The sequence below is a fragment of the Pseudomonas sp. RL_105y_Pfl2_101 genome, from assembly GCF_963970585.1.
Classification (GTDB): domain Bacteria; phylum Pseudomonadota; class Gammaproteobacteria; order Pseudomonadales; family Pseudomonadaceae; genus Aquipseudomonas.
The window spans coordinates 1-17,985 of sequence record NZ_CAXAPG010000024.1; the positions used below are offsets into that span (position 1 = coordinate 1).

Here is a 17,985-nt window from a genome sequence, read left to right on the forward strand (position 1 = left end):
CCTGATCCATCTCGATCAGGAACAACTCCTTGCGGGTCTGCTTGCGCTTGCCGGCGTACTCGGCATCGGCGAAGGTCATCTGTTTCATCATTGAAAAGCTCGGCGACTGGTGTCCGGTGATTTTGCCAAATCAGGAAGTCTTTTTCAGAGTTTCCCTAGGGGCACTAAGGCCTCTAGGGGCAGAACGGATTGCGAGTGTTCTGACCAAATATGCAAATCAACCAATGGCAGTTGATGCGCCCCGCTCAGCGGGTGCGAACGAGGCAAAAGTTTTTAACGTCGTTACCAGGGCGACGTGGCGGACCGTTGCAGATCGATAGGGATCGCTTGGGACGAGCGATTTTTAACATGCGAGCATGTCCGATAGCAACTCGCATGCTCCTCTCCTTGCTTGGGTAGGTATTGACCCGACCAAGGGCAAAGCTGGCAGAGCATTTAGCTCTTTATCGAGTCCAAATAGTTGGCCCATGTCTGCATCATTTCGCGCCGCTCTGGCAGAAATGAGGTTCGGTCGTAAGCACGTCCTAGTGGGTTTTTTACCGTGTGAGCAAGCTGATGCTCTAGGAGGTCGGGGCGAAACCCCAGCACCTCAGCGCCTATGGTTCTCGCGGTCGCACGAAAGCCGTGCCCAGTCATTTCGTCTCCGCTGATGTCCATGCGGCGTAACGCGCTGAGGACGGCATTGTTCGACATCGGTCGGTCGCCTCCTCGGGCTGAGGGGAATGCATATCGATGTCTGCCTGTGAGTGGTTTCAGCTCGCGCAGAACAGCGATTGCTTGCTGGCTTAGGGGAACCAAATGATCCGGGCGATCCTGCTTGGTGACAGTGAGCCCTTTCATCTTGTGGCCGGGAATCAGCCATTCGCCAGCATCCAGATTAACCTCCGACCACTCCATGTGTCGAAGGTCTCCGGGTCGGCAGAACAGCAACGGAGCCAGTTTTAACGCACAACAAACAGGCATCGTTCCGCTGTAGCTATCCAGTGCTTTAAGCAGAGCGCCGAGCTTTTCCGGGTTGGTCACGGCAGCAAAGTGTTTCACCCGCTTGGCTGGGAGCGTACGTGAGAGATTCCCGATCTGGTTGGGTGGGGTGATGCCGGCAGCTTCGGCGAACTCGAAAATCTGTTTGTAGATCTGGGCAACACGACGCGCCGTCTCGCGAGCGCCGCGCTTGATGATGCGCTGCAGGTTTTCGACCAGCATGGGCGTGCTGATGCTGCTGATCGGGAGTTTTCCCAGCCAGGGGTAGGCATTGAGCTCAAGGCGCTGCCGCACCGTGCGGGTGTATTCCGGATCCCAGGATGACTCGCGAACACTGAGCCACTGCGTGGCAACCGACTCAAAGGTGTGCTGGTGATCAAGCTGGCTGACCACCTTGGCCATACGCCGTTGCAGCAAAGGGTCTTGGCCGCCAGCAAGCTGAACACGAGCGTCATCACGTTTGCGCCGGGCCTCCTGCAGGCCGACCTCAGGATAAACACCCAGCGCCAGGCGCTTTTCCTTTCCCAGAAAACGGTATTTCAAGCGCCAGTAACGGCCTCCGTTGGGCTGCACTTCAAGGTACAGACCCTGTTCGTCGTATAGCCGATAGGGCTTGTCCTGGGGCTTAGCGTTGCGGCAGTTGGTGTCTTTCAGGGGCATTGGGGGCACATCCTCTCCGAGCGAGCTGATGAGCGTTTTATGCCCCCATATATGCCCCCGTCAACCGTGGGATGCCCTGGGATTAGGTGGGAAAACGCGGGCAAGAAAAAAGCCGTAAAGCTTTGATTTCTCTAGGCTTTACGGCTTTTCTGGGTCTTCCTGGGAAGACTAAATGGTGGAGCCGGGGGGATTTGAACCCCCGTCCGCCAGTACTCCGCTGTCGGTACTACATGCGTAGCCGTGTCTATTAAGTTAACCCTCAGCGACCCGACGGGCAGGGTGCTTTGGGCGAGTTGTGTAAGTTTTAGCCGATTCGTCCACAACGTACTGCACGGCGATTCCGTTCTATATGACAATCACTTTGGGTTTACGGACATCCCCTCATGATTGCTGGACCCGAAGGTACCAGAAGCTCAGGGTCTAAGGCTGCTTACGCAGCGATAGCGAATTCCTGGCCGTAGTTTTCGTCATTGGCAACTATAGAAGTTGCAACAGTGGATTTACGAGTTCTGTTACCAACTCGGCATGCACCTAAAGTTTCGCAACCGGCGTCGAATCCTAAACGGCCCCGAACCTGCCGCTCCGTGAAGCTGGAGGAGCAGCAGGCATTCGCAGTGTACGCCAATCCGCGTCTGAGGCCAACCCGAAGGTTGGCCGCACGCGACAATTACTGTTGATCGCCTTTGGTGTTGTTCTGCAATTTCTGAAGAGCCTGGGTGGTCAGCGAGATGCAATTCTTGCTGCCTTCCTCGGTGCCTTTGGCTTGTTCGGTCGTGGCCTGCTTGACGGTGGCGTCGATGTCGTTTTCCATGCTTTTGCTCATCTGCTCGGTGCTGACTTTCGCATCCTTGATTTTTTGCAGATTGACCTGGCAAAGGTCTGGCTGGCTATCTGCAAACACCGGAGAGGCCAACATCGCAGCGGAAATGAACAAGCCAGCAAGTGCGGTGCGCTTCATGTGTATCTCCTTGAACGTAGGGTCTCGGTGCCGCTGGACAGTCGCGGCCAGGCCGAGTCGGTGGATGGCCCAGCGGAGCCGGGCCTATTCAAGTGACTATAGCGATGCGCAGGAATTCGATTTTTCTTCGAGTCCCGCGGCAAGGCCCTCTCCCTCAGCGGGTTTGGGGCGGGTGACACGGTCAACCAGATAGACCAGTCCGTGGTAGTCGATTGCGCCGTGTTGTGTAAGACCTATCTCGCAGGTGCGGCTGGTGGAAATCCCTTCGCTGCAATGCTGTACCGCGTCCTTCAGTGAGCGCAGCGAGTGGGCGTTCAGCTCTGGCGTGGAGAAGCCTTTGTCGCCGGCGAAACCGCAACAATGGATGCCTTCCGGGATGACCACGTTTTTACTGCATTGGCGCGCCAGGTCGATCAGCGCCTGGCTTTCGCCAAGGTGCTGCGTGCTGCACGTGACGTGCACGGCGATGGGCGCCTCTTGGGGAGTGAAGTCGAGTCGATCCATCAAGTGGGTGCGGATGAAACGCACCGGGTCATACAGGTCCAGGCGCACGTCGCCAAGGTCCTGGACCAGCCGCAATGTGCAGGGGCTGGTGTCACAGTAGATGGGGTCGAGCCCGCCGCGACTGGCGTGCAGCAAGGCGCCGATCAGTTCCTGGCGCTTATGCTCGGCCTGTTCTGTGTAGCCTTTGGACGCAAAGGGCTGGCCGCAGCAGAGGCTGTCCACATTGTCTGGAAAGACCACTTGATAACCGGCCTTTTCCAGCAGGCCGCGGGTCTTGTCGTACAGCGACATCTGCTCTTTGTCCTTCGCCGTTGGGCCCATGACCCGCGACACGCATGCCGCCAGGTACACGACTCTCGGGCGCTCGTCCGACACGGTGACGCTTACGCGGATGGCCTTTTCCGGCTGGGGCATGGCGTTGGTCCACTGTGGCACCTGGCCCTTGGACAGGTGCGTCAACGAGGCCGACAGTTTCGCCAGGCGAGGCGCGCCCAGCAGCATGCGTGCGCCGTTGGCGACGTGCAGGGCGAAGCGTGCGCCTTGCAGTGTGGTGGCGAAATTTCCTTCAATCCAGTTGGCGGTTTTCGTCTTCGTCGCGTCACGGCTGCGCAGTTTTTTCACCAGTTCGCCGGTATTGATGCCGACCGGGCAACGTTGTGCACACAGGCCCGTGGCGGCGCAGGTATCGATGCCCTGGTATTGGTAGGCACGTTCCAGTTCGGTGGTGTCGGTGCCTGCGCGTTTCTTCGCTTGGATATCCCGCCAGATCACGATGCGCTGGCGCGGGCTCAAGGTCAGGTCCTTGGACGGGCACACCGGCTCGCAAAAACCGCACTCGATGCACTTATCCACAATCTCATCGGCGGCCGGCAGCGGTTTGAGGTGCTTGAGGTGGATTTGCGGATCTTCGCTGAGCACCACGTCCGGGTTGAGGATGCCGTTGGGATCGAGCAGGCGTTTGAGCTGCCACATCAATTGGTAGGCGTCGCTGCCCCACTCCAGCTCGACGAACGGCGCCATGTTGCGCCCAGTGCCGTGTTCGGCTTTCAGCGAGCCGCCGAACTCCACCGCCACCAACTGCGCCACCTCATCCATGAACGCCTGGTAGCGTGCGACTTCTTCAGGGTTGTTGAAGCCTTGGGTGAAGACGAAGTGCAGATTGCCTTCCAGTGCGTGTCCGAAAAGGATCGCTTCGTCGTAGTGATGTTTGTCGAACAGTTCGATCAGGCGGTTCACGCCCAGGGCCAGTTGTTCCACCGGGAAGGTCACGTCTTCGATGATTACCGTGGTCCCGGTTTTACGTACCGCACCCACGGCTGGAAAGGTGTCTTTGCGGATCGCCCAGAGCCGGGCGTTTTCCCGTGGGTCTTCGGTAAAATCAACCTGTTTTTCCACCGGGAAACCGGCCAGGGCGGCCATGATCCGGGCCAGCTGTTCTTGCAGTAGCGATGAGGACGCGGCGCGGGATTCGATCAGCAAGGCGCAGGCATTGGTCGACAGATGCTGTACGAAATCTGGCATGCCCGGTTTCTCCTGCACCGAGCGCAGGCTGCGACGGTCCAGCAGTTCCACGGCCGAGACGGGCTGGCTTTTTAGCACGCTGACGGCGTTGCAGCAGGTTTCCACATTGGGGAATACGATCAGGGCCGAGGCTTTGTTCGGATGGTCGATGACGGTGTTGTAGGTCACCGCACTGATGAAGCCGAGGGTGCCTTCGGAGCCGACCAGCAGGTGGCTCAAGATATCCACAGGCTCGTCAAAATCCACCAGGGCATTGAGTGATAGGCCGGTGGTATTTTTCAGACGATATTTATGCCGAATTCGCGCAGCCAATTCAGTGTTGGCGCGGGTCTCGCGGCCCAGAGTCGCCAGGCGTTCCAGCAGTTCGCCATGGCTCGTACGAAAAGCCGCCACGCTGCTGTCGTCTTCGGTATCCAGGCGTGTGCCATCGGCCAGTACCAGGCGGATGCCGGCCAGGGTGTGATAGGTGTTCTGCGCCGTTCCGCAGCACATGCCGCTGGCGTTGTTGGCGACGATGCCGCCGATTTTGCAGGCGTTGATCGACGCCGGATCAGGGCCGATCTTGCGCCCGAAGGGGGCCAGCCAGGCGTTGGCCTGGGCGCCGATCACGCCGGGCTGCAAGCGGATCTGCGTGCCTTGTTCACGAATCTCGCGCCCGTTCCAGTTATCCCCCAGCACAATCAGCACCGAGTCGCTGATGGCCTGCCCGGACAGGCTGGTGCCGGCGGCGCGGAAGGTGACCGGCACCTGGTCGCGCTGGGCCAGTTTCAGCAGGGCAATCACTTCATCTTCGGATTCGACGCGTACCACCAGTTTCGGAATCAACCGATAGAAACTGGCGTCGGTACCGAAGGCCAAGGTCGACAGCGGATCGTCGAAACGTCGTTTTTGCGGAATCAGTTGCTGTACATCACGCAGGAAAGGGGCCGGAAGGGTCATTGGTCCTCCAGAATCAAAACCACCAGATCCTTCGGACCATGGGCGCCGTAGGCCAGGACTTGTTCGATGTCGGCGGTTTTCGACGGGCCCGATACCAGCAAGGCGTTGCTGGGCATGCCCTGGGCCCATGCGAATTCCTGCTGCACTTCATAGAAGTTGTCACGGATTTGGCTGGCTTTGAGCAGGGCGAAATGTACCGGTGGCACCAGGCTCATCAGCCGCGGTTCTTCCCGCGTTGGCCAGAGAATCAAGCTGCCGGTGGCGGCGATGGCGCCGAGGGTGCCGGTGAGGCTGGCGGGGGTGTCGTTGAACAACTCGGCCTTCCACTCTTCTACCGGGCGGTCGTAGGCCTTGAGGGTTGGCAGGTCCGGATGGTTCGCCCAGAACTGTGTGATTTTTTTCCCGTGCGCGGTGGTCGGGGCGATGAGCAGGCTCGGTAATTGTCGGTCGCGCAGCAATTGCGCGAGCAGGGCCGGCCAGCCTTCGTCGGATGTGAGGTGGATTTCGGTGTGCACCGCTTCCATCAGCTTGCGCAATTGCGGGATGCGCTCCTCGGGCGCATAGCGATAGGTTTGCGTCACCAGCTCGACGTCGAAGTTGTCGGCAACCGGCGTGGCGCCGGTCAGGCTTTTGCGCAGTTTGGCGAGGATATTGTCCTTGGCGCTCATCGGCGGTCTCCCGGCGGGTTCAGGTGTTCACGGGCCAGGTCATGCAATGAGCGGGCGGCGGGTTTGGGGGCGCTGTGGTTCTGGGTCCATGGGCCGACGTTTTTGGGCGTCAGGGCGCGCAGGCGCGTGGCGAGGAACCCGAACAGCCGATACAACCGTGGCGAGCTGTTGAGCCGAGCCCAGGCATTCCAGGTGAAGCGTTCCTTGGGTGAGTACTTGCTGCCCTGGCCGCGCATCACTTGATGGGGGCTGTCCGGCGCCTTGACGTTTTCTTCGCGCAGCCGTCGCAGCAAAGCCGGGATCGGAATTTTCACCGGACACACTTCACCGCAGGCGCCGCACAGTGAAGAGGCGCTCGGGTGGTCCGGCACCTTGGCCAGGCCGACCATGTGCGGCGTGATGATTTTTCCGATAGGCCCCGGGTAAACCTCGCCGTAGGCATGACCGCCGATTCGGGTATAGACCGGGCAATGATTCATACAGGCGCCGCAGCGAATGCAGTTCAGCGTCTGGCGCAATTCGCTGTCGGCAAACGCCTGGCTGCGACCGTTGTCGAGCAGGACCAGGTGGACTTCCTGGGGACCGTCCAGTTCGTCAGCCTTGCGCGGGCCGGAGATCATGTTGACGTAGGTGGTGATCGGCTGGCCGAGGGCCGAACGGGTCAGTAGCGAGAGCAGTGGCACGACGTCGCGCAGGTTCTCGACGACTTTTTCGATGCCAGTCACGGCAATATGCACCGGCGGCACGGTGGTGGACATCCGCCCGTTGCCTTCGTTTTCCACCAGCAACAGCGTGCCGGTTTCGGCGACGGCGAAGTTGACGCCGGAGACGCCGATGTCGGCCTCGAAGAATTTCTGCCGCAATACCTTGCGACCGATCTGAATGAGTTGGTCAACGTCCTTGGTGTACTCCACGCCGAGTTTGTCGTGGAACAAGGACGCGACCTGACCGGCATTCTTGTGGATCGCCGGCATAATGATGTGTGAAGGCTTCTCGTGGTCGAGCTGGACGATGTATTCCCCCATGTCGGACTCGAGACATTCAATGTCCCGAGCCTCGAGGAAATGGTTCATTTCCATCTCTTCGCTGACCATCGATTTGCCCTTGATCACTTGCCGCGCCTCGTGAGCGCGGATGATCGAGAGGACGATGCCGTTGGCTTCGTCCACCGTTTCCGCCCAGTGCACGTTCACACCGTTGCGGGTCAGGTTGCTTTCAAGTTGCTCGAGCAGGTCGGGCAACTTCGATAACGCACGGGCGCGGACAGCATTGCCCAGCACGCGCAGGTGTTCTCTTTCGTGGGCATCGCTGAAGGACGTTGCCCGTTTGGTCATCAGTGAATCCATCGCGCTGCGAAAGTTGTTTCGCAGTTGCGTGTCGTCCAGGGCCTTGTGGGCTCGGGCGCGAAAATCTTCCTGCACCTCAACGGTCGGAATCAGCGTCGGTGTGCTCATGCGACACCTCCGCTACGCTGCCAGAGGAAGCTCGCCAGGTGCTGGCCGCGTAGCGCCTCCTGCTGTTTTTCCAGGGCGCCGTTGATGTTCATCAAGCAGCCGCAGTCGGCGCTGACGACCTGATGCGCGCCGGATTCCTTCAGCGCTCGGGTCTTGTCGGCCACCATCGCGCCGGAAATATCCGGCATACGGACGCTGAACGTCCCACCAAAGCCACAACATTCGCTTTCGTGGCTGTGTTCGACTCGTTCCACATTGCGCAACTGCGCCAATAAGGCACGGCCGTGCAGGTGGGTATTCATTTCACGCCGTGCCGAGCAGGACGTGTGCAGCGCAACCTTCACCGGCTTGCCGCTGTCGTTCAACTGCACCTTGCAGACAAACAGCAGGAATTCGGCCAGTTCATAGGTCCGGGCGGCCAGGGCCTGGACCTGTTTGAGCGTGTCGGGCTCGTCCTTGAACAGGTCGGCGTAATGCTCGCGCAGCATGCCGGCGCAGGAGCCCGAGGGCACGACCACCGGATAGTCTTCGGCGAACAAGGCCAACTGCGCCCGTGCCACCGTCCGCGCTTGCTCGGTGTAGCCCGAGGTGTAGGCCGGTTGGCCGCAGCAACTTTGCCCTTGCGGGTAGTCCACCCGGATCCCTTCGCGCTCCAGCAGATGAATCGCATCCATCCCGGCTTCGGGATAGAACAAGTCCACCACGCACGTGCCGAACAGGTAGACCCGTTGCGGTTTCTCGCTGGGGTACTGCCGCGGTTCGGGCACTGGCGGGGCGACACGGGTCGCGTTCGGCACGGCGTTGTAAAAAAGCTCGCTCATCAGGCGTGTCTCCGGGTGGTCCCGGTTCTCCGTCCGCTGAGGCTGCTGAATATAGACAGGAAATCTTTCAGCAGCCTTGCAGACCCGGTGGTGATTGGCAGACGCCGAGTCACGGTTCGGCGTCGGTTTTCCAGTGTTATGTGTAGGACTTAATGAACCAGCATGCCGGTAAACCAGTAGGCCTGGGCCAGCGTGATCAGGCCGACAATCGTTGCAAAGAATAGGCTGTGTTTGAGGGTGAAACGGAACAGATCCGATTCCTTGCCCACCAGCCCGGTCGCGGCGCACGCCACCGCGATCGATTGTGGCGAGATCATTTTGCCGGTCACGCCGCCGCTGGTATTGGCCGCGACGAGCAAGGTGTCGTGGACGCCGATCTGGTGCGCGGTGGTGGCTTGCAGCGAGCTGAACAGCGCGTTGGACGACGTATCGGAACCGGTCAGGAATACACCCAGCCAACCCAGGAACGGCGAGAAGAACGGGAACGCCGCGCCCGTGCCGGCCAGCACCAGGGCCATGGTCGACGACATGCCCGAGTAGTTGGTGACGAAGGCGAACGCCAGCACCATGCCGATGGACAGGATCGGCCAGCGCAGCTCGAACAGTGTCTCTTTAAAAGTGGTAAGACCAGTTCTGATGTTGATGTTCAGCACCAGCATCGAGATCAGTGCGGAGAAGAAAATCGCCGTGCCGGTGGCGGAAATCGGATCAAGCTTGAACACGGCCGGAAGGGCGGTGGGGTTGAGCACGATGGGCGCGACCTTGATCACCATCTGGTCCAGATGCGGGATGGCGAAGTTGAACACCCAGCCGTACATCGAGCCGCCAGCGGCGAACATCGCCTTGAACGGCTTGAGGGTCCAGATCGTCACCAATACGGTCAGGATCAGGAACGGCGACCAGGCCTTGATGATTTTCCCCAGGCTGTAGGGCGAAGCCACGGTGCTGCGCGGTTGGCCGAAACCGCCGACGTTGGCGGTGACCGTTGCGCTGGAGGTGGCGCCGGCAATCTGGGCGCCAGCGGTGCGCTTGGGCTGCCAGACTTTCAGGAACAGCGTCAGGGAAATCAGGCTGGCCAGGGCGGAGGTGATGTCCGGCAGTTCCGGGCCAATGAAGTTGGAGGTGAAGTACTGGGTGATGGCGAAGCTCAAGCCTGCTACCAGCGCAGCTGGCCAGGTTTCCCGCACGCCGCGCAGACCGTCCATCATGAACACCAGCCAGAACGGCACGAACAACGACAGCAAGGGCAACTGGCGACCGGTCATGGCGCCGATCTTGAAGGCGTCGATCCCGGTGACCTGACCGGCCACGATGATCGGAATGCCCAGCGCACCGAACGCTACCGGTGCGGTGTTGGCGATCAGGCACAGGCCCGCGGCGTACAGGGGGTTGAAGCCCAGGCCGACTAGCAGGGCGGCAGTGATCGCCACCGGAGCACCGAAACCGGCGGCACCTTCCAGAAATGCGCCGAAGCAAAAGCCGATCAGCAGCACTTGCAAGCGTTGGTCATCGGTAATCGACAGCACCGAGCTGCGAATCACCTCGAACTGGCCGCTCTTGACCGTCAGTTTGTAGAGGAATACGGCGGCGACGATGATCCAGGCGATGGGCCATAGACCGTAGGCAAAGCCATAGCCGGCGGCGGCAAAGGCCATGTCGGCGGGCATATTGAACGCGAAAATCGCCACGGCAATCGCCAGGGCCAGGGTGACGCCGCCGGCCACATGCCCCTTGAGGCGAAACACCGCCAGGGCCAGGAAGAAAAAGACGATGGGAATGACGGCCGCGAGTGCGGACAAGCCGAGACTGCCGAGCGGATTGTAGAGCTGTTGCCAGGTTTGCATGGTGGGTGGGCCCCTAATTGTTGTTGGTCAGGCACTGATCAGCGCTTTGGATAATTGGTAATACCAATTTACAAGCGCTGTTGGCTAGGGTAAAAGCCTTGGTTGTCGTGTGTCAATTTGCCGCCCTGAAACTTTCGTCGAATAAGCGGTGCAGAGGGCATCTGATCCGGTGGTGAAAACGGCTTTTGATGGGTGTGGATAAGCCCCGGATGGGCCAGAATAGAGAGCCCGGCGAGCCGTCGGGATCGTGGAGAATTGAGTTATGGGGTTTGATCAGATTCGTCAGCGCCGTTTGTCTGACGATATTGTCGAGCGGCTTGAAGGCATGATCCTTGAGGGCACGCTCAAGTCGGGTGAGCGGCTGCCGGCCGAACGGACCCTGGCTGAGCAGTTCGGTGTGTCACGCCCTTCGTTGCGCGAGGCGATCCAGAAACTGGCGGCCAAAGGCTTGTTGGTCAGTCGCCAGGGCGGCGGCAACTATGTGGTGGAGTCGCTGGGCTCGACGTTCAGTGATCCGCTGCTGCAGCTTTTGGAAAGCAATCCCGAAGCGCAGCGTGACTTGCTGGAGTTCCGTCACACCTTGGAAGCGTCCTGTGCTTATTACGCGGCGCAGCGGGCCACGGAGGTGGACCGCGAGCGGCTGACGGCGGCATTCGACGAACTGCAGGACTGTTACTCGCGTCACGAGGAGGTGAGCCGGGTGGAGGAGGGCGCGGCGGATGCCCGGTTTCACCTGGCGATTGCCGAGGCCAGTCATAACGCGGTGTTGCTGCACACCATCCGCGGCCTGTTCGACCTGCTCAAGCGCAACGTGGTGACCAACATCGGCGGTATGTACAAGCAGCGCAGTGAAACCCGCGACATGTTGATCAGCCAGCACCGGGAGTTGTACCAGGCGATTATGGCCGGGCACGCCGAACAAGCGCGGGAAGTGTCCAGCCGGCATATCTTGTATGTGCAGGAGGTTTTGGAAGAGGTGCGTCAGGAAGTGCAGCGCGTGGCGCGGGCGGAGCGGCGTAAAGGCATGTAGTCAGTTAGTGCTGTGGTGGTTGGGTGATCGCATTCGCGAGCAAGCCCGCTCCCACATGGGATTTATGCTCGATCATCATTGTGTGATCGGCGCAGGATCCATGTGGGAGCGAGCTTGTCTGACACATCAATGTCGCCGGTGTCGTCATCGCGAGCAAGCTCGGTTCCCGCTGTCGATCCCGGGCTAGTCTTCCTTGCCCTTGTTGCGCACCGCGCGCTGCAGCTCGCGGCCGGCATCGCGTTCGCGTTCGGTGTCGCGCTTGTCGTATTCCTTCTTGCCCTTGCCCAGGGCAATTTCGCACTTGATCAAGTGCTTGCTCCAGTACAGCGACGTGCAGACGCAGGTGTAGCCCTTCTGCTGCACGGAGGCGAAGAGCTTTTCCAGCTCGCGCTTGTTGAGCAGCAGCTTGCGTGAGCGTGTCGGGTCGGCGATCACGTGGGTGCTGGCGGTGGTCAGCGGCGTGAAATGGCTGCCCAGCAGCCAGGCCTCGCCGTCCTTGAGCAGCACGTAGCTGTCGACCAGTTGCGCCTTGCCGGCACGCAGGCTCTTTACTTCCCAGCCGGCCAGGACCATGCCAGCCTCGAAACGCTGTTCGATGAAGTAATCGTGTCGCGCCTTTTTATTTTGCGCGATGGTCCCTGTGGGGTGTTTCTTCTGTTTAGCCATAGGGGCGGCATTATAGGCAGTTGCGTGCGTGTCGGCTACGGTGAAGCAGCGTGCTTGAGCACGTTGAGTGAATCCCGGACAATGCGGCCTCTTTTTTGAATGCTTGGGCGTGATCACGATGTCGACAGACAAGGTTTCTGTCCACGGCAGTTGGGCTAGCCGCTGGGTCTTTATATTCGCTGCAACCGGTTCGGCGGTGGGGCTGGGCAGTATCTGGAAATTCCCCTACATGGTCGGCGTCTACGGTGGCGGTGCCTTCGTACTGATGTTCCTGGCGTGCATTGCGTTGATCGGCGCGCCGGTCATGCTGGCCGAAACCCTGATCGGTCGTCGGGCCCGGCAAAGCCCGGCCAATGCCCTGAAGGTGCTGGCGGTGGAAGCAGGGCATTCGGCCAAGTGGTCGTGGGGTGCCTTCGCCGGGATGATCACGGCGCTGTTGATCCTGTCTTTCTATAGCGTGGTCGGTGGTTGGTCGCTGGATTACATCATCGACATGGGGCGTGGGGATTTTCAGGGTGTGACGCCTGATCAGGTAGGCGCCTACTTTGGCAATGTGATTGCCGATCCCTGGAGGCTGACCCTCTGGCACACGATTTTCATGGTGCTCTCGGCGGTGGTGATTGCCCGGGGCGTGGTGGCCGGGCTTGAACGCAGCCTGCGGATCATGATGCCGTTGCTGTTCGTGATGATCCTGGTGCTGCTGGGTTACAGCATGACCACTGGGCATTTCATGGAAGGCGTGCATTTCATGTTCGACTTCCAGCCGGAGAAAGTCATGGAGGGCCTGCTGCCGGCCATGGGGCATGCGTTTTTCTCCCTGAGCGTCGGGGTCGGTTCGATCATGATCTATGGCGCCTACATGCCCAAGAATGCGTCCCTGACCCGGACCGTTGTCGGTGTCGCGCTGTTGGATACCTTCGTATCGTTGTTGGCGGGAGTGGCGTTGTTTCCGATTGTGTTCGCCTCCGGCCTGAACCCCAGTGAGGGGCCGGGGCTGATGTTTGTCAGCCTGCCTTTTGCCTTTGGCAACATGGCCTTCGGCCAAGTGATGGGCGTGGTATTTTTCCTCCTGGTAGCCATTGCGGCCTGGAGCTCGGCCATTTCCCTGTTGGAGCCCATGGTGGCTTACCTGGTTGAACGGACTCGGCTCAGTCGTGCCTGGGTGACCTTTTGGCTGGCCTTTACCTGCTGGTTTGTCGGTCTGGGTACGGTGTTTTCCTTCAATATATGGAAGCAGGCGAAGTTTTTCGTGAGCGAAGACGGGCTCTTCCACCTCTACCGGTGGGGCGCAGCCGGAGGGCTGGATTTCTTCGGCGTGATTGATTTCTTCACCTCACGGATCATGCTGCCATTGGGTGGTTTGTGTTTCGTCGTATTTGCAGGGTGGATCATGGGGCGTGAAGCGGTGCGTGATGAATTGTCGCTGCGTAGTCCAGTATTGTTTGGTTTGAGCCTGTTCTTGATGCGCTACGTGGCGCCCATCGGCATTCTTGTAGTGTTTGCCGCCCAGCTGTGGAAGTGACGCTTACATGACGACACATATTCAACGCTCGGCCTTGCTGCCCTACCCGGCGCAGGCGCTGTATGACCTGGTCAACGATGTGGCGAGCTACCCGGAGTTCCTGCCGTGGTGCTCATCGGCCGAGGTGCTGGAGAGCTCTGAAACGCATATGCGCGCCAGCCTCAACATTGCCAAGAGCGGCTTGAGCCAGCGCTTTGTCACGCGCAATACGCTGGTACCAGGGCAGTCCATCGAGATGAATCTGGAAGAAGGGCCTTTCAATCAGCTCCACGGTGTCTGGGTGTTCAAGCCTCTGGGCGAAAAGGCCTGCAAGATCAGCCTGGACCTGTCGTTCGACTACGCCGGCCCTCTGGTGCGGGCGACGCTGGGGCCGCTGTTCAATCAGGCCGCCAATACCCTGGTCGATGCGTTCTGCCAGCGGGCCAAGCAGAATGCAGAGCTCAGGCGTTGATTGAGGTAGAAGTGGTGTATGCCTCGGCGGAGCGCCAGGTCTTGCATGCATGCCTGGTGCAGGAAGGCTCGAGTGTTCGTGCAGCACTGCTGGCATCAGGCATTGGCGATGTGTTTCCGGAGCTGGACCTGGTGACTTGCCCGGTGGGGATTTTTGGCAAAGTGGTTGCCGATCCGGAGCGCCAGGTGGTGCAGGCGGCTGATCGACTAGAGATTTATCGACCGTTGTTGGCCGATCCGAAAGAAGTTCGTCGCTTGCGCGCGGCTAAGGCTGCCCAGGCGCGTCAATCGGAGCAATAACCTGGCTTGAATGACAGGCAATAAAAAAACCCGGCATGCCGGGTTTTTTTATTGCCGCAATTTATTGCGGCGAGGTGTCCAGGGGCTCTGGCGTCGGGACTGGTACAGTCTCGACCTGGTCCACGTCCTTCTGGATCTGGTCCAGCAACGAACCTGGCTTGGCCGGTTTTTCCGGTTTCGGCTGTTCGGCATTCTGGGCCGGGTCGGTCATGGTGTTGTCGCTATCCTTGCCCAGGATGGCCTCGTCACGGCTCACGCCAGGCATGAAATCGCCTGACAGGCTGACGAGTTGGTCGTTGGGGCTAAAGATAACGCTGATGCGTTCCTGTTGGCGCTCACCGCCGCCTGGCTGCAAGCTGTACAGGTAATCCCAGCGATCGGCATGGAACGTGTCGGTCAGCAGGGGGTTACCCATGATAAACCGTACTTGCCGGCGGGTCATTCCCGGGCGTAACTGGTCTATCATGTCCTGCGTGACGACATTGCCCTGCTGGATGTCGATTTTGTAAACCCCGGGGAATGAACAACCGGCGAGTGCGAGCAGTCCCACAAAGGTGAAACTGGTTAGCAAGAGCTTGGTGTTTTGCATCGGTGGGCGACTTCCACTATCTTGGCTGGGACAACGTAAACGCCGATCATACCCGCATTAAGAGAAGCTGCGAAGCAGCATCGCGAGAAAGCTGACCATGGTTGAAAATAGCGAACTACGCAAAGCCGGCCTCAAAGTGACCCTGCCACGGGTCAAAATTCTACAAATGCTCGATTCCGCCGAGCAACGCCACATGAGTGCTGAAGATGTCTATAAGGCGCTTATGGAGGCTGGTGAGGACGTCGGTCTGGCCACGGTTTACCGTGTTCTGACTCAGTTCGAGGCTGCGGGTCTTGTGGCTCGTCATAATTTCGATGGCGGTCATGCGGTCTTTGAATTGGCTGACGGGGAGCACCACGATCACATGGTGGACGTGGATACCCGTGAGGTCATCGAGTTCATCAGTCCGGAAATCGAAGCGCTGCAAAAAGAAATTGCTGAAAAGTATGGCTTCGAGCTGATCGATCACCATCTCGTCTTGCATGTGCGCAAGAGGAAGTAAGCTCGTTGTGTGAGCCCACAGCTCCCAAACGAAAGAAGGCGACCCTAGGGTCGCCTTCTTGCTGTGCGGTTTTTGTCAGGTTTTTACGGTAACGACCATTTTTTTCGCGTGGGCCAGGGATTCCTTAGTGAGGTCGATACCTCCGAGCATTCGCGCCACCTCTTCCACACGCTCGTTTTTGTTGAGCTTGGACACGGCGGTACGCGTGGCGTCTTCGCCACGTACCTTGTGCACAAATAAATGCTGGTGTCCCTGGGCGGCGACCTGGGGTAGGTGAGTCACCGTCAGCACCTGGCCGCGTTCCCCCAGCCGCCGAAGCAACTGGCCGACAATTTCCGCGGTTGGGCCACCGATGCCCACGTCCACTTCGTCGAATACCAGCGTCGGCACGCGAGAGGTCTGCGCGGTGATCACCTGGATGGCCAGGCTGATTCGTGACAGCTCGCCGCCGGAGGCGACTTTGGCCAGGGCCTTGAGCGGTTGCCCGGGGTTGGCGCTGACCAGCAGTTCCACTTGCTCCAGGCCATTGGGCTGGAGCTCGGCACCAGCGTTGGGGCGCAATTCTATGGTGAAGCGACCGCCCGGCATGCCCAGGCGCTGGATTTCCTGCTCCACGGCGCTGGCCAGCCCTGTTGCGGCGCGCTGCCGCAGTTCACTGAGCTCCTTGGCCTTTTCCTGGTAATGACGGGCATAAGAAGCCAGTTCGTCCCCCAGGCGCTCGATGGATTCATCGTTGGCGTTCAGGGTTTCCAGCTCTTCCAGCAGCCGCTGCTGGAGTTCGGCAACATCGGTCGGCTGGATGCGGTGCTTGCGCGCCAGTGTATAGATGGAGTCCAGGCGCTCTTCCAGGTATTGCAGGCGGGCCGGGTCGGCATCGAAATGATCGAGGAACCGATTCAGCTCCCCGACGGCTTCTTCGACCTGGATCTGCGCACTCGTCAGCAGGTTGGTCGCTTCGTTCAGGGTGCCCACCGAATTGTTCACGCTGGAGAGCCGGTTCAAGCTCGCTGTCAGTGCGTTGAGCACATTGCCTGAATCGCTCTCGCTGCATTGTTCGACCACTTGCCGGCAAATGCTCAGCAGGGTTTCGGCGTTGGTCAGGTTCTTGTGTTCCTGCTCCAGTTCTTCCAGTTCATTTTCACCCAGGGCCAGGTTCTCCAGCTCTTCGAGCTGGTAGCTCAACAACTGGTGACGGGCACGCTGTTCGTCACCGGAGTTGGAAAGACGATCCAGTTCCTGCCGGGTCTGGCGCCAGCGTTGGGCCGCCAGTTGGACCTGGCGGGCCAGGTCCGTGGCGCCGGCGTATTCATCCAGCAGGCGTCGATGGGTATCGGTCTTGAGCAGGGATTGGTGTTCGTGCTGGCTGTGAATGTCGATCAGCAGCTCGCCGAGGGCCTTGAGGTCGCCCAGGGGGCAGGGCGTGCCGTTGATGTAGCCTCGGGAGCGGCCTTCGGCGGTGATGACCCGGCGCAGGATGCACAGGCCGTCGGTGTCCAGGTCGCGTTCGGCCAGCCAGGCACTGGCCTCGGGGATGTCGAGCAAGTCGAACGTCGCCAGGATGTCGGCTTTATCCGCTCCGGGGCGAACCACGCCGCTGTCGGCGCGGTCGCCCAGCGTCAGGCCCAGGGCATCGAGCATGATCGACTTGCCAGCGCCGGTTTCACCGGTGATCACACTCATGCCTCGATCAAGTTCGAGGTCGAGGTGTTCGACGATGGCGTAGTTGTGTACGGACAGGTGCACCAGCATAAGGCCGCTCCCAGGCTTTAGGTCTGGTTATTTATACAGTGTTTTGTTTTGGCCTGACAATGCCCCTGCTTAGCTCGATTTGCGTGGACAGATGATTTTCTTAGCGCTAAGGGGAATGGTTATGCAGCGGTTTTTTGTAAGGTCAATTCGTCAGATGGCCCTTGAAGCTGCAAAACCCGGCCCCATATACCGGGGCAGAAGCGCGAGTTGAGCTCGCGGACGAAGTTGAGAGGAGAAATCTATGGCTGACGAACAGACGCAGGACACGCAAAATCTAGACGCCAATCAGGCTTCCCAGGATTCCGGTGAAGACCTGGCGGCACGTGTACAAGTGCTCGAGGAGCAACTGGCCGGTGCGCAGGATCAGGCGTTGCGTGTCGCCGCCGACCTGCAGAATGTCCGCCGTCGCGCCGAGCAGGATGTAGAGAAGGCTCATAAATTCGCCCTGGAGCGTTTTGCAGGCGACCTGCTGCCGATCATCGACAGCCTGGAGCGTGGCCTGGAGCTGTCCAACCCGGATGACGAAAACATTCGTCCGATGCGTGAAGGCATCGAGCTGACCCTGAAAATGTTCCAGGACACTCTCAAGCGTTATCAGCTCGAAACCCTTGATCCGCATGGTGAGCCCTTCAACGCCGAGCACCACCAGGCCATGGCGATGCAGGAAAGTGCTGATGTCGAGCCAAACAGTGTGCTGAAGGTTTTCCAGAAGGGCTATCTGCTTAACGGTCGTCTGCTGCGCCCGGCCATGGTCGTGGTCAGCAAGACGCCAGCGCCGGTTTCGCCTTCGATTGATGAGCAGGCTTGAAATCGGTCTTGGCGGCCCC

16 protein-coding genes and 1 other RNA gene are annotated in these 17,985 nt (G+C 59.7%); 6 read left to right on the forward strand and 11 right to left on the reverse strand.

The genetic code is table 11. The features are described 5' to 3' along the window. Positions 1–435: 435 nt before the first annotated feature. From AACY31_RS20975 to AACY31_RS21010, 8 genes are all read right to left on the reverse strand, one after another. The gene (locus AACY31_RS20975) at positions 436–1,641 is read right to left on the reverse strand and encodes a tyrosine-type recombinase/integrase (protein WP_339505045.1); all 1,206 of its coding nucleotides are present in this window, start codon (positions 1,639–1,641) and stop codon (positions 436–438) included. Positions 1,642–1,814: 173 nt separating this feature from the next. Then, positions 1,815–2,211, reverse strand: a transfer-messenger RNA (tmRNA) gene (gene ssrA / locus AACY31_RS20980). A 97-nt stretch (positions 2,212–2,308) separates the two neighbouring features. Continuing rightward, positions 2,309–2,599 (reverse strand): hypothetical protein, encoded by a 291-nt coding sequence (locus tag AACY31_RS20985; protein ID WP_339479181.1) that lies wholly within the window; start codon positions 2,597–2,599, stop codon positions 2,309–2,311. Between the two features lie 96 nt (positions 2,600–2,695). Further along, positions 2,696–5,563: an FAD-binding and (Fe-S)-binding domain-containing protein gene (locus tag AACY31_RS20990; RefSeq protein ID WP_339479179.1), complete on the reverse strand. Its 2,868-nt coding sequence runs from the start codon at positions 5,561–5,563 to the stop codon at positions 2,696–2,698. After that, positions 5,560–6,231, reverse strand: coding sequence for a LutC/YkgG family protein (locus AACY31_RS20995; protein WP_339479178.1), 672 nt, complete (start codon positions 6,229–6,231; stop codon positions 5,560–5,562). The genes AACY31_RS20990 and AACY31_RS20995 overlap by 4 nt, the downstream gene beginning before the upstream one ends. Continuing rightward, the gene (locus AACY31_RS21000) at positions 6,228–7,685 is read right to left on the reverse strand and encodes a LutB/LldF family L-lactate oxidation iron-sulfur protein (protein ID WP_339491780.1); all 1,458 of its coding nucleotides are present in this window, start codon (positions 7,683–7,685) and stop codon (positions 6,228–6,230) included. The genes AACY31_RS20995 and AACY31_RS21000 overlap by 4 nt, the downstream gene beginning before the upstream one ends. Further along, on the reverse strand, positions 7,682–8,506 hold the full coding sequence (locus AACY31_RS21005) for a (Fe-S)-binding protein (RefSeq protein ID WP_339479175.1): 825 nt from the start codon (positions 8,504–8,506) through the stop codon (positions 7,682–7,684). The genes AACY31_RS21000 and AACY31_RS21005 overlap by 4 nt, the downstream gene beginning before the upstream one ends. A 149-nt stretch (positions 8,507–8,655) precedes the next feature. Further along, positions 8,656–10,350: a lactate permease LctP family transporter gene (locus AACY31_RS21010; RefSeq protein WP_339479174.1), complete on the reverse strand. Its 1,695-nt coding sequence runs from the start codon at positions 10,348–10,350 to the stop codon at positions 8,656–8,658. A gap of 262 nt (positions 10,351–10,612) precedes the next feature. Between AACY31_RS21010 and AACY31_RS21015 the strand changes: the two genes are divergently transcribed. Next, the gene (locus AACY31_RS21015; protein ID WP_339479172.1) at positions 10,613–11,380 is read left to right on the forward strand and encodes an FCD domain-containing protein; all 768 of its coding nucleotides are present in this window, start codon (positions 10,613–10,615) and stop codon (positions 11,378–11,380) included. Between the two features lie 183 nt (positions 11,381–11,563). On the opposite strand, the gene smpB is transcribed toward AACY31_RS21015, so the two are convergent. After that, positions 11,564–12,046 carry an SsrA-binding protein SmpB gene (gene smpB, locus AACY31_RS21020; RefSeq protein ID WP_003197663.1) on the reverse strand — a complete coding sequence of 161 codons (483 nt, stop codon included), beginning with the start codon at positions 12,044–12,046 and terminating at the stop codon, positions 11,564–11,566. Positions 12,047–12,164: 118 nt separating this feature from the next. On the opposite strand from smpB, the gene AACY31_RS21025 reads away from it, so the two are divergent. From AACY31_RS21025 to AACY31_RS21035, 3 genes are read left to right on the forward strand one after another with little or no spacing between them, the layout of a single operon-like run. Then, the gene (locus AACY31_RS21025) at positions 12,165–13,568 is read left to right on the forward strand and encodes a sodium-dependent transporter (protein ID WP_339505047.1); all 1,404 of its coding nucleotides are present in this window, start codon (positions 12,165–12,167) and stop codon (positions 13,566–13,568) included. A 7-nt stretch (positions 13,569–13,575) separates the two neighbouring features. Continuing rightward, on the forward strand, positions 13,576–14,019 hold the full coding sequence (locus AACY31_RS21030) for a type II toxin-antitoxin system RatA family toxin (protein WP_339479170.1): 444 nt from the start codon (positions 13,576–13,578) through the stop codon (positions 14,017–14,019). Continuing rightward, a complete protein-coding gene (locus AACY31_RS21035; RefSeq protein ID WP_339479169.1) occupies positions 14,016–14,318 on the forward strand; it encodes an RnfH family protein in 303 nt (100 codons plus the stop codon). Before AACY31_RS21030 ends, AACY31_RS21035 begins: the two co-directional genes overlap by 4 nt. 61 nt (positions 14,319–14,379) lie before the next feature. On the opposite strand, the gene AACY31_RS21040 is transcribed toward AACY31_RS21035, so the two are convergent. After that, positions 14,380–14,907, reverse strand: coding sequence for an outer membrane protein assembly factor BamE (locus tag AACY31_RS21040; protein ID WP_339479168.1), 528 nt, complete (start codon positions 14,905–14,907; stop codon positions 14,380–14,382). A gap of 97 nt (positions 14,908–15,004) precedes the next feature. Between AACY31_RS21040 and fur the strand changes: the two genes are divergently transcribed. After that, positions 15,005–15,409: a ferric iron uptake transcriptional regulator gene (gene fur, locus AACY31_RS21045; protein ID WP_230150441.1), complete on the forward strand. Its 405-nt coding sequence runs from the start codon at positions 15,005–15,007 to the stop codon at positions 15,407–15,409. A 75-nt stretch (positions 15,410–15,484) separates the two neighbouring features. On the opposite strand, the gene recN is transcribed toward fur, so the two are convergent. Further along, positions 15,485–17,158 (reverse strand): DNA repair protein RecN, encoded by a 1,674-nt coding sequence (gene recN / locus AACY31_RS21050; protein WP_339491778.1) that lies wholly within the window; start codon positions 17,156–17,158, stop codon positions 15,485–15,487. A gap of 241 nt (positions 17,159–17,399) precedes the next feature. On the opposite strand from recN, the gene grpE reads away from it, so the two are divergent. Continuing rightward, entirely contained in the window at positions 17,400–17,966 is a 567-nt protein-coding gene (gene grpE, locus AACY31_RS21055; protein WP_013692249.1) for a nucleotide exchange factor GrpE, read from the forward strand. Positions 17,967–17,985 lie beyond the last annotated feature (19 nt).

Bases quoted from the DNA above. Each gene is read 5' to 3' on its own strand.
- AACY31_RS21000 (WP_339491780.1), bottom strand. From the start codon at position 7,685: ATGAGCACACCGACGCTGATTCCGACCGTTGAGGTGCAGGAAGATTTT.
- AACY31_RS20975 (WP_339505045.1), bottom strand. From the start codon at position 1,641: ATGCCCCTGAAAGACACCAACTGCCGCAACGCTAAGCCCCAGGACAAG.
- AACY31_RS21015 (WP_339479172.1), top strand. From the start codon at position 10,613: ATGGGGTTTGATCAGATTCGTCAGCGCCGTTTGTCTGACGATATTGTC.
- AACY31_RS21030 (WP_339479170.1), top strand. From the start codon at position 13,576: ATGACGACACATATTCAACGCTCGGCCTTGCTGCCCTACCCGGCGCAG.
- fur (WP_230150441.1), top strand. From the start codon at position 15,005: ATGGTTGAAAATAGCGAACTACGCAAAGCCGGCCTCAAAGTGACCCTG.
- grpE (WP_013692249.1), top strand. From the start codon at position 17,400: ATGGCTGACGAACAGACGCAGGACACGCAAAATCTAGACGCCAATCAG.
- AACY31_RS20995 (WP_339479178.1), bottom strand. From the start codon at position 6,231: ATGAGCGCCAAGGACAATATCCTCGCCAAACTGCGCAAAAGCCTGACC.
- recN (WP_339491778.1), bottom strand. From the start codon at position 17,158: ATGCTGGTGCACCTGTCCGTACACAACTACGCCATCGTCGAACACCTC.
- smpB (WP_003197663.1), bottom strand. From the start codon at position 12,046: ATGGCTAAACAGAAGAAACACCCCACAGGGACCATCGCGCAAAATAAA.
- AACY31_RS20985 (WP_339479181.1), bottom strand. From the start codon at position 2,599: ATGAAGCGCACCGCACTTGCTGGCTTGTTCATTTCCGCTGCGATGTTG.
- AACY31_RS21010 (WP_339479174.1), bottom strand. From the start codon at position 10,350: ATGCAAACCTGGCAACAGCTCTACAATCCGCTCGGCAGTCTCGGCTTG.
- AACY31_RS21040 (WP_339479168.1), bottom strand. From the start codon at position 14,907: ATGCAAAACACCAAGCTCTTGCTAACCAGTTTCACCTTTGTGGGACTG.
- AACY31_RS20990 (WP_339479179.1), bottom strand. From the start codon at position 5,563: ATGACCCTTCCGGCCCCTTTCCTGCGTGATGTACAGCAACTGATTCCG.
- AACY31_RS21025 (WP_339505047.1), top strand. From the start codon at position 12,165: ATGTCGACAGACAAGGTTTCTGTCCACGGCAGTTGGGCTAGCCGCTGG.
- AACY31_RS21005 (WP_339479175.1), bottom strand. From the start codon at position 8,506: ATGAGCGAGCTTTTTTACAACGCCGTGCCGAACGCGACCCGTGTCGCC.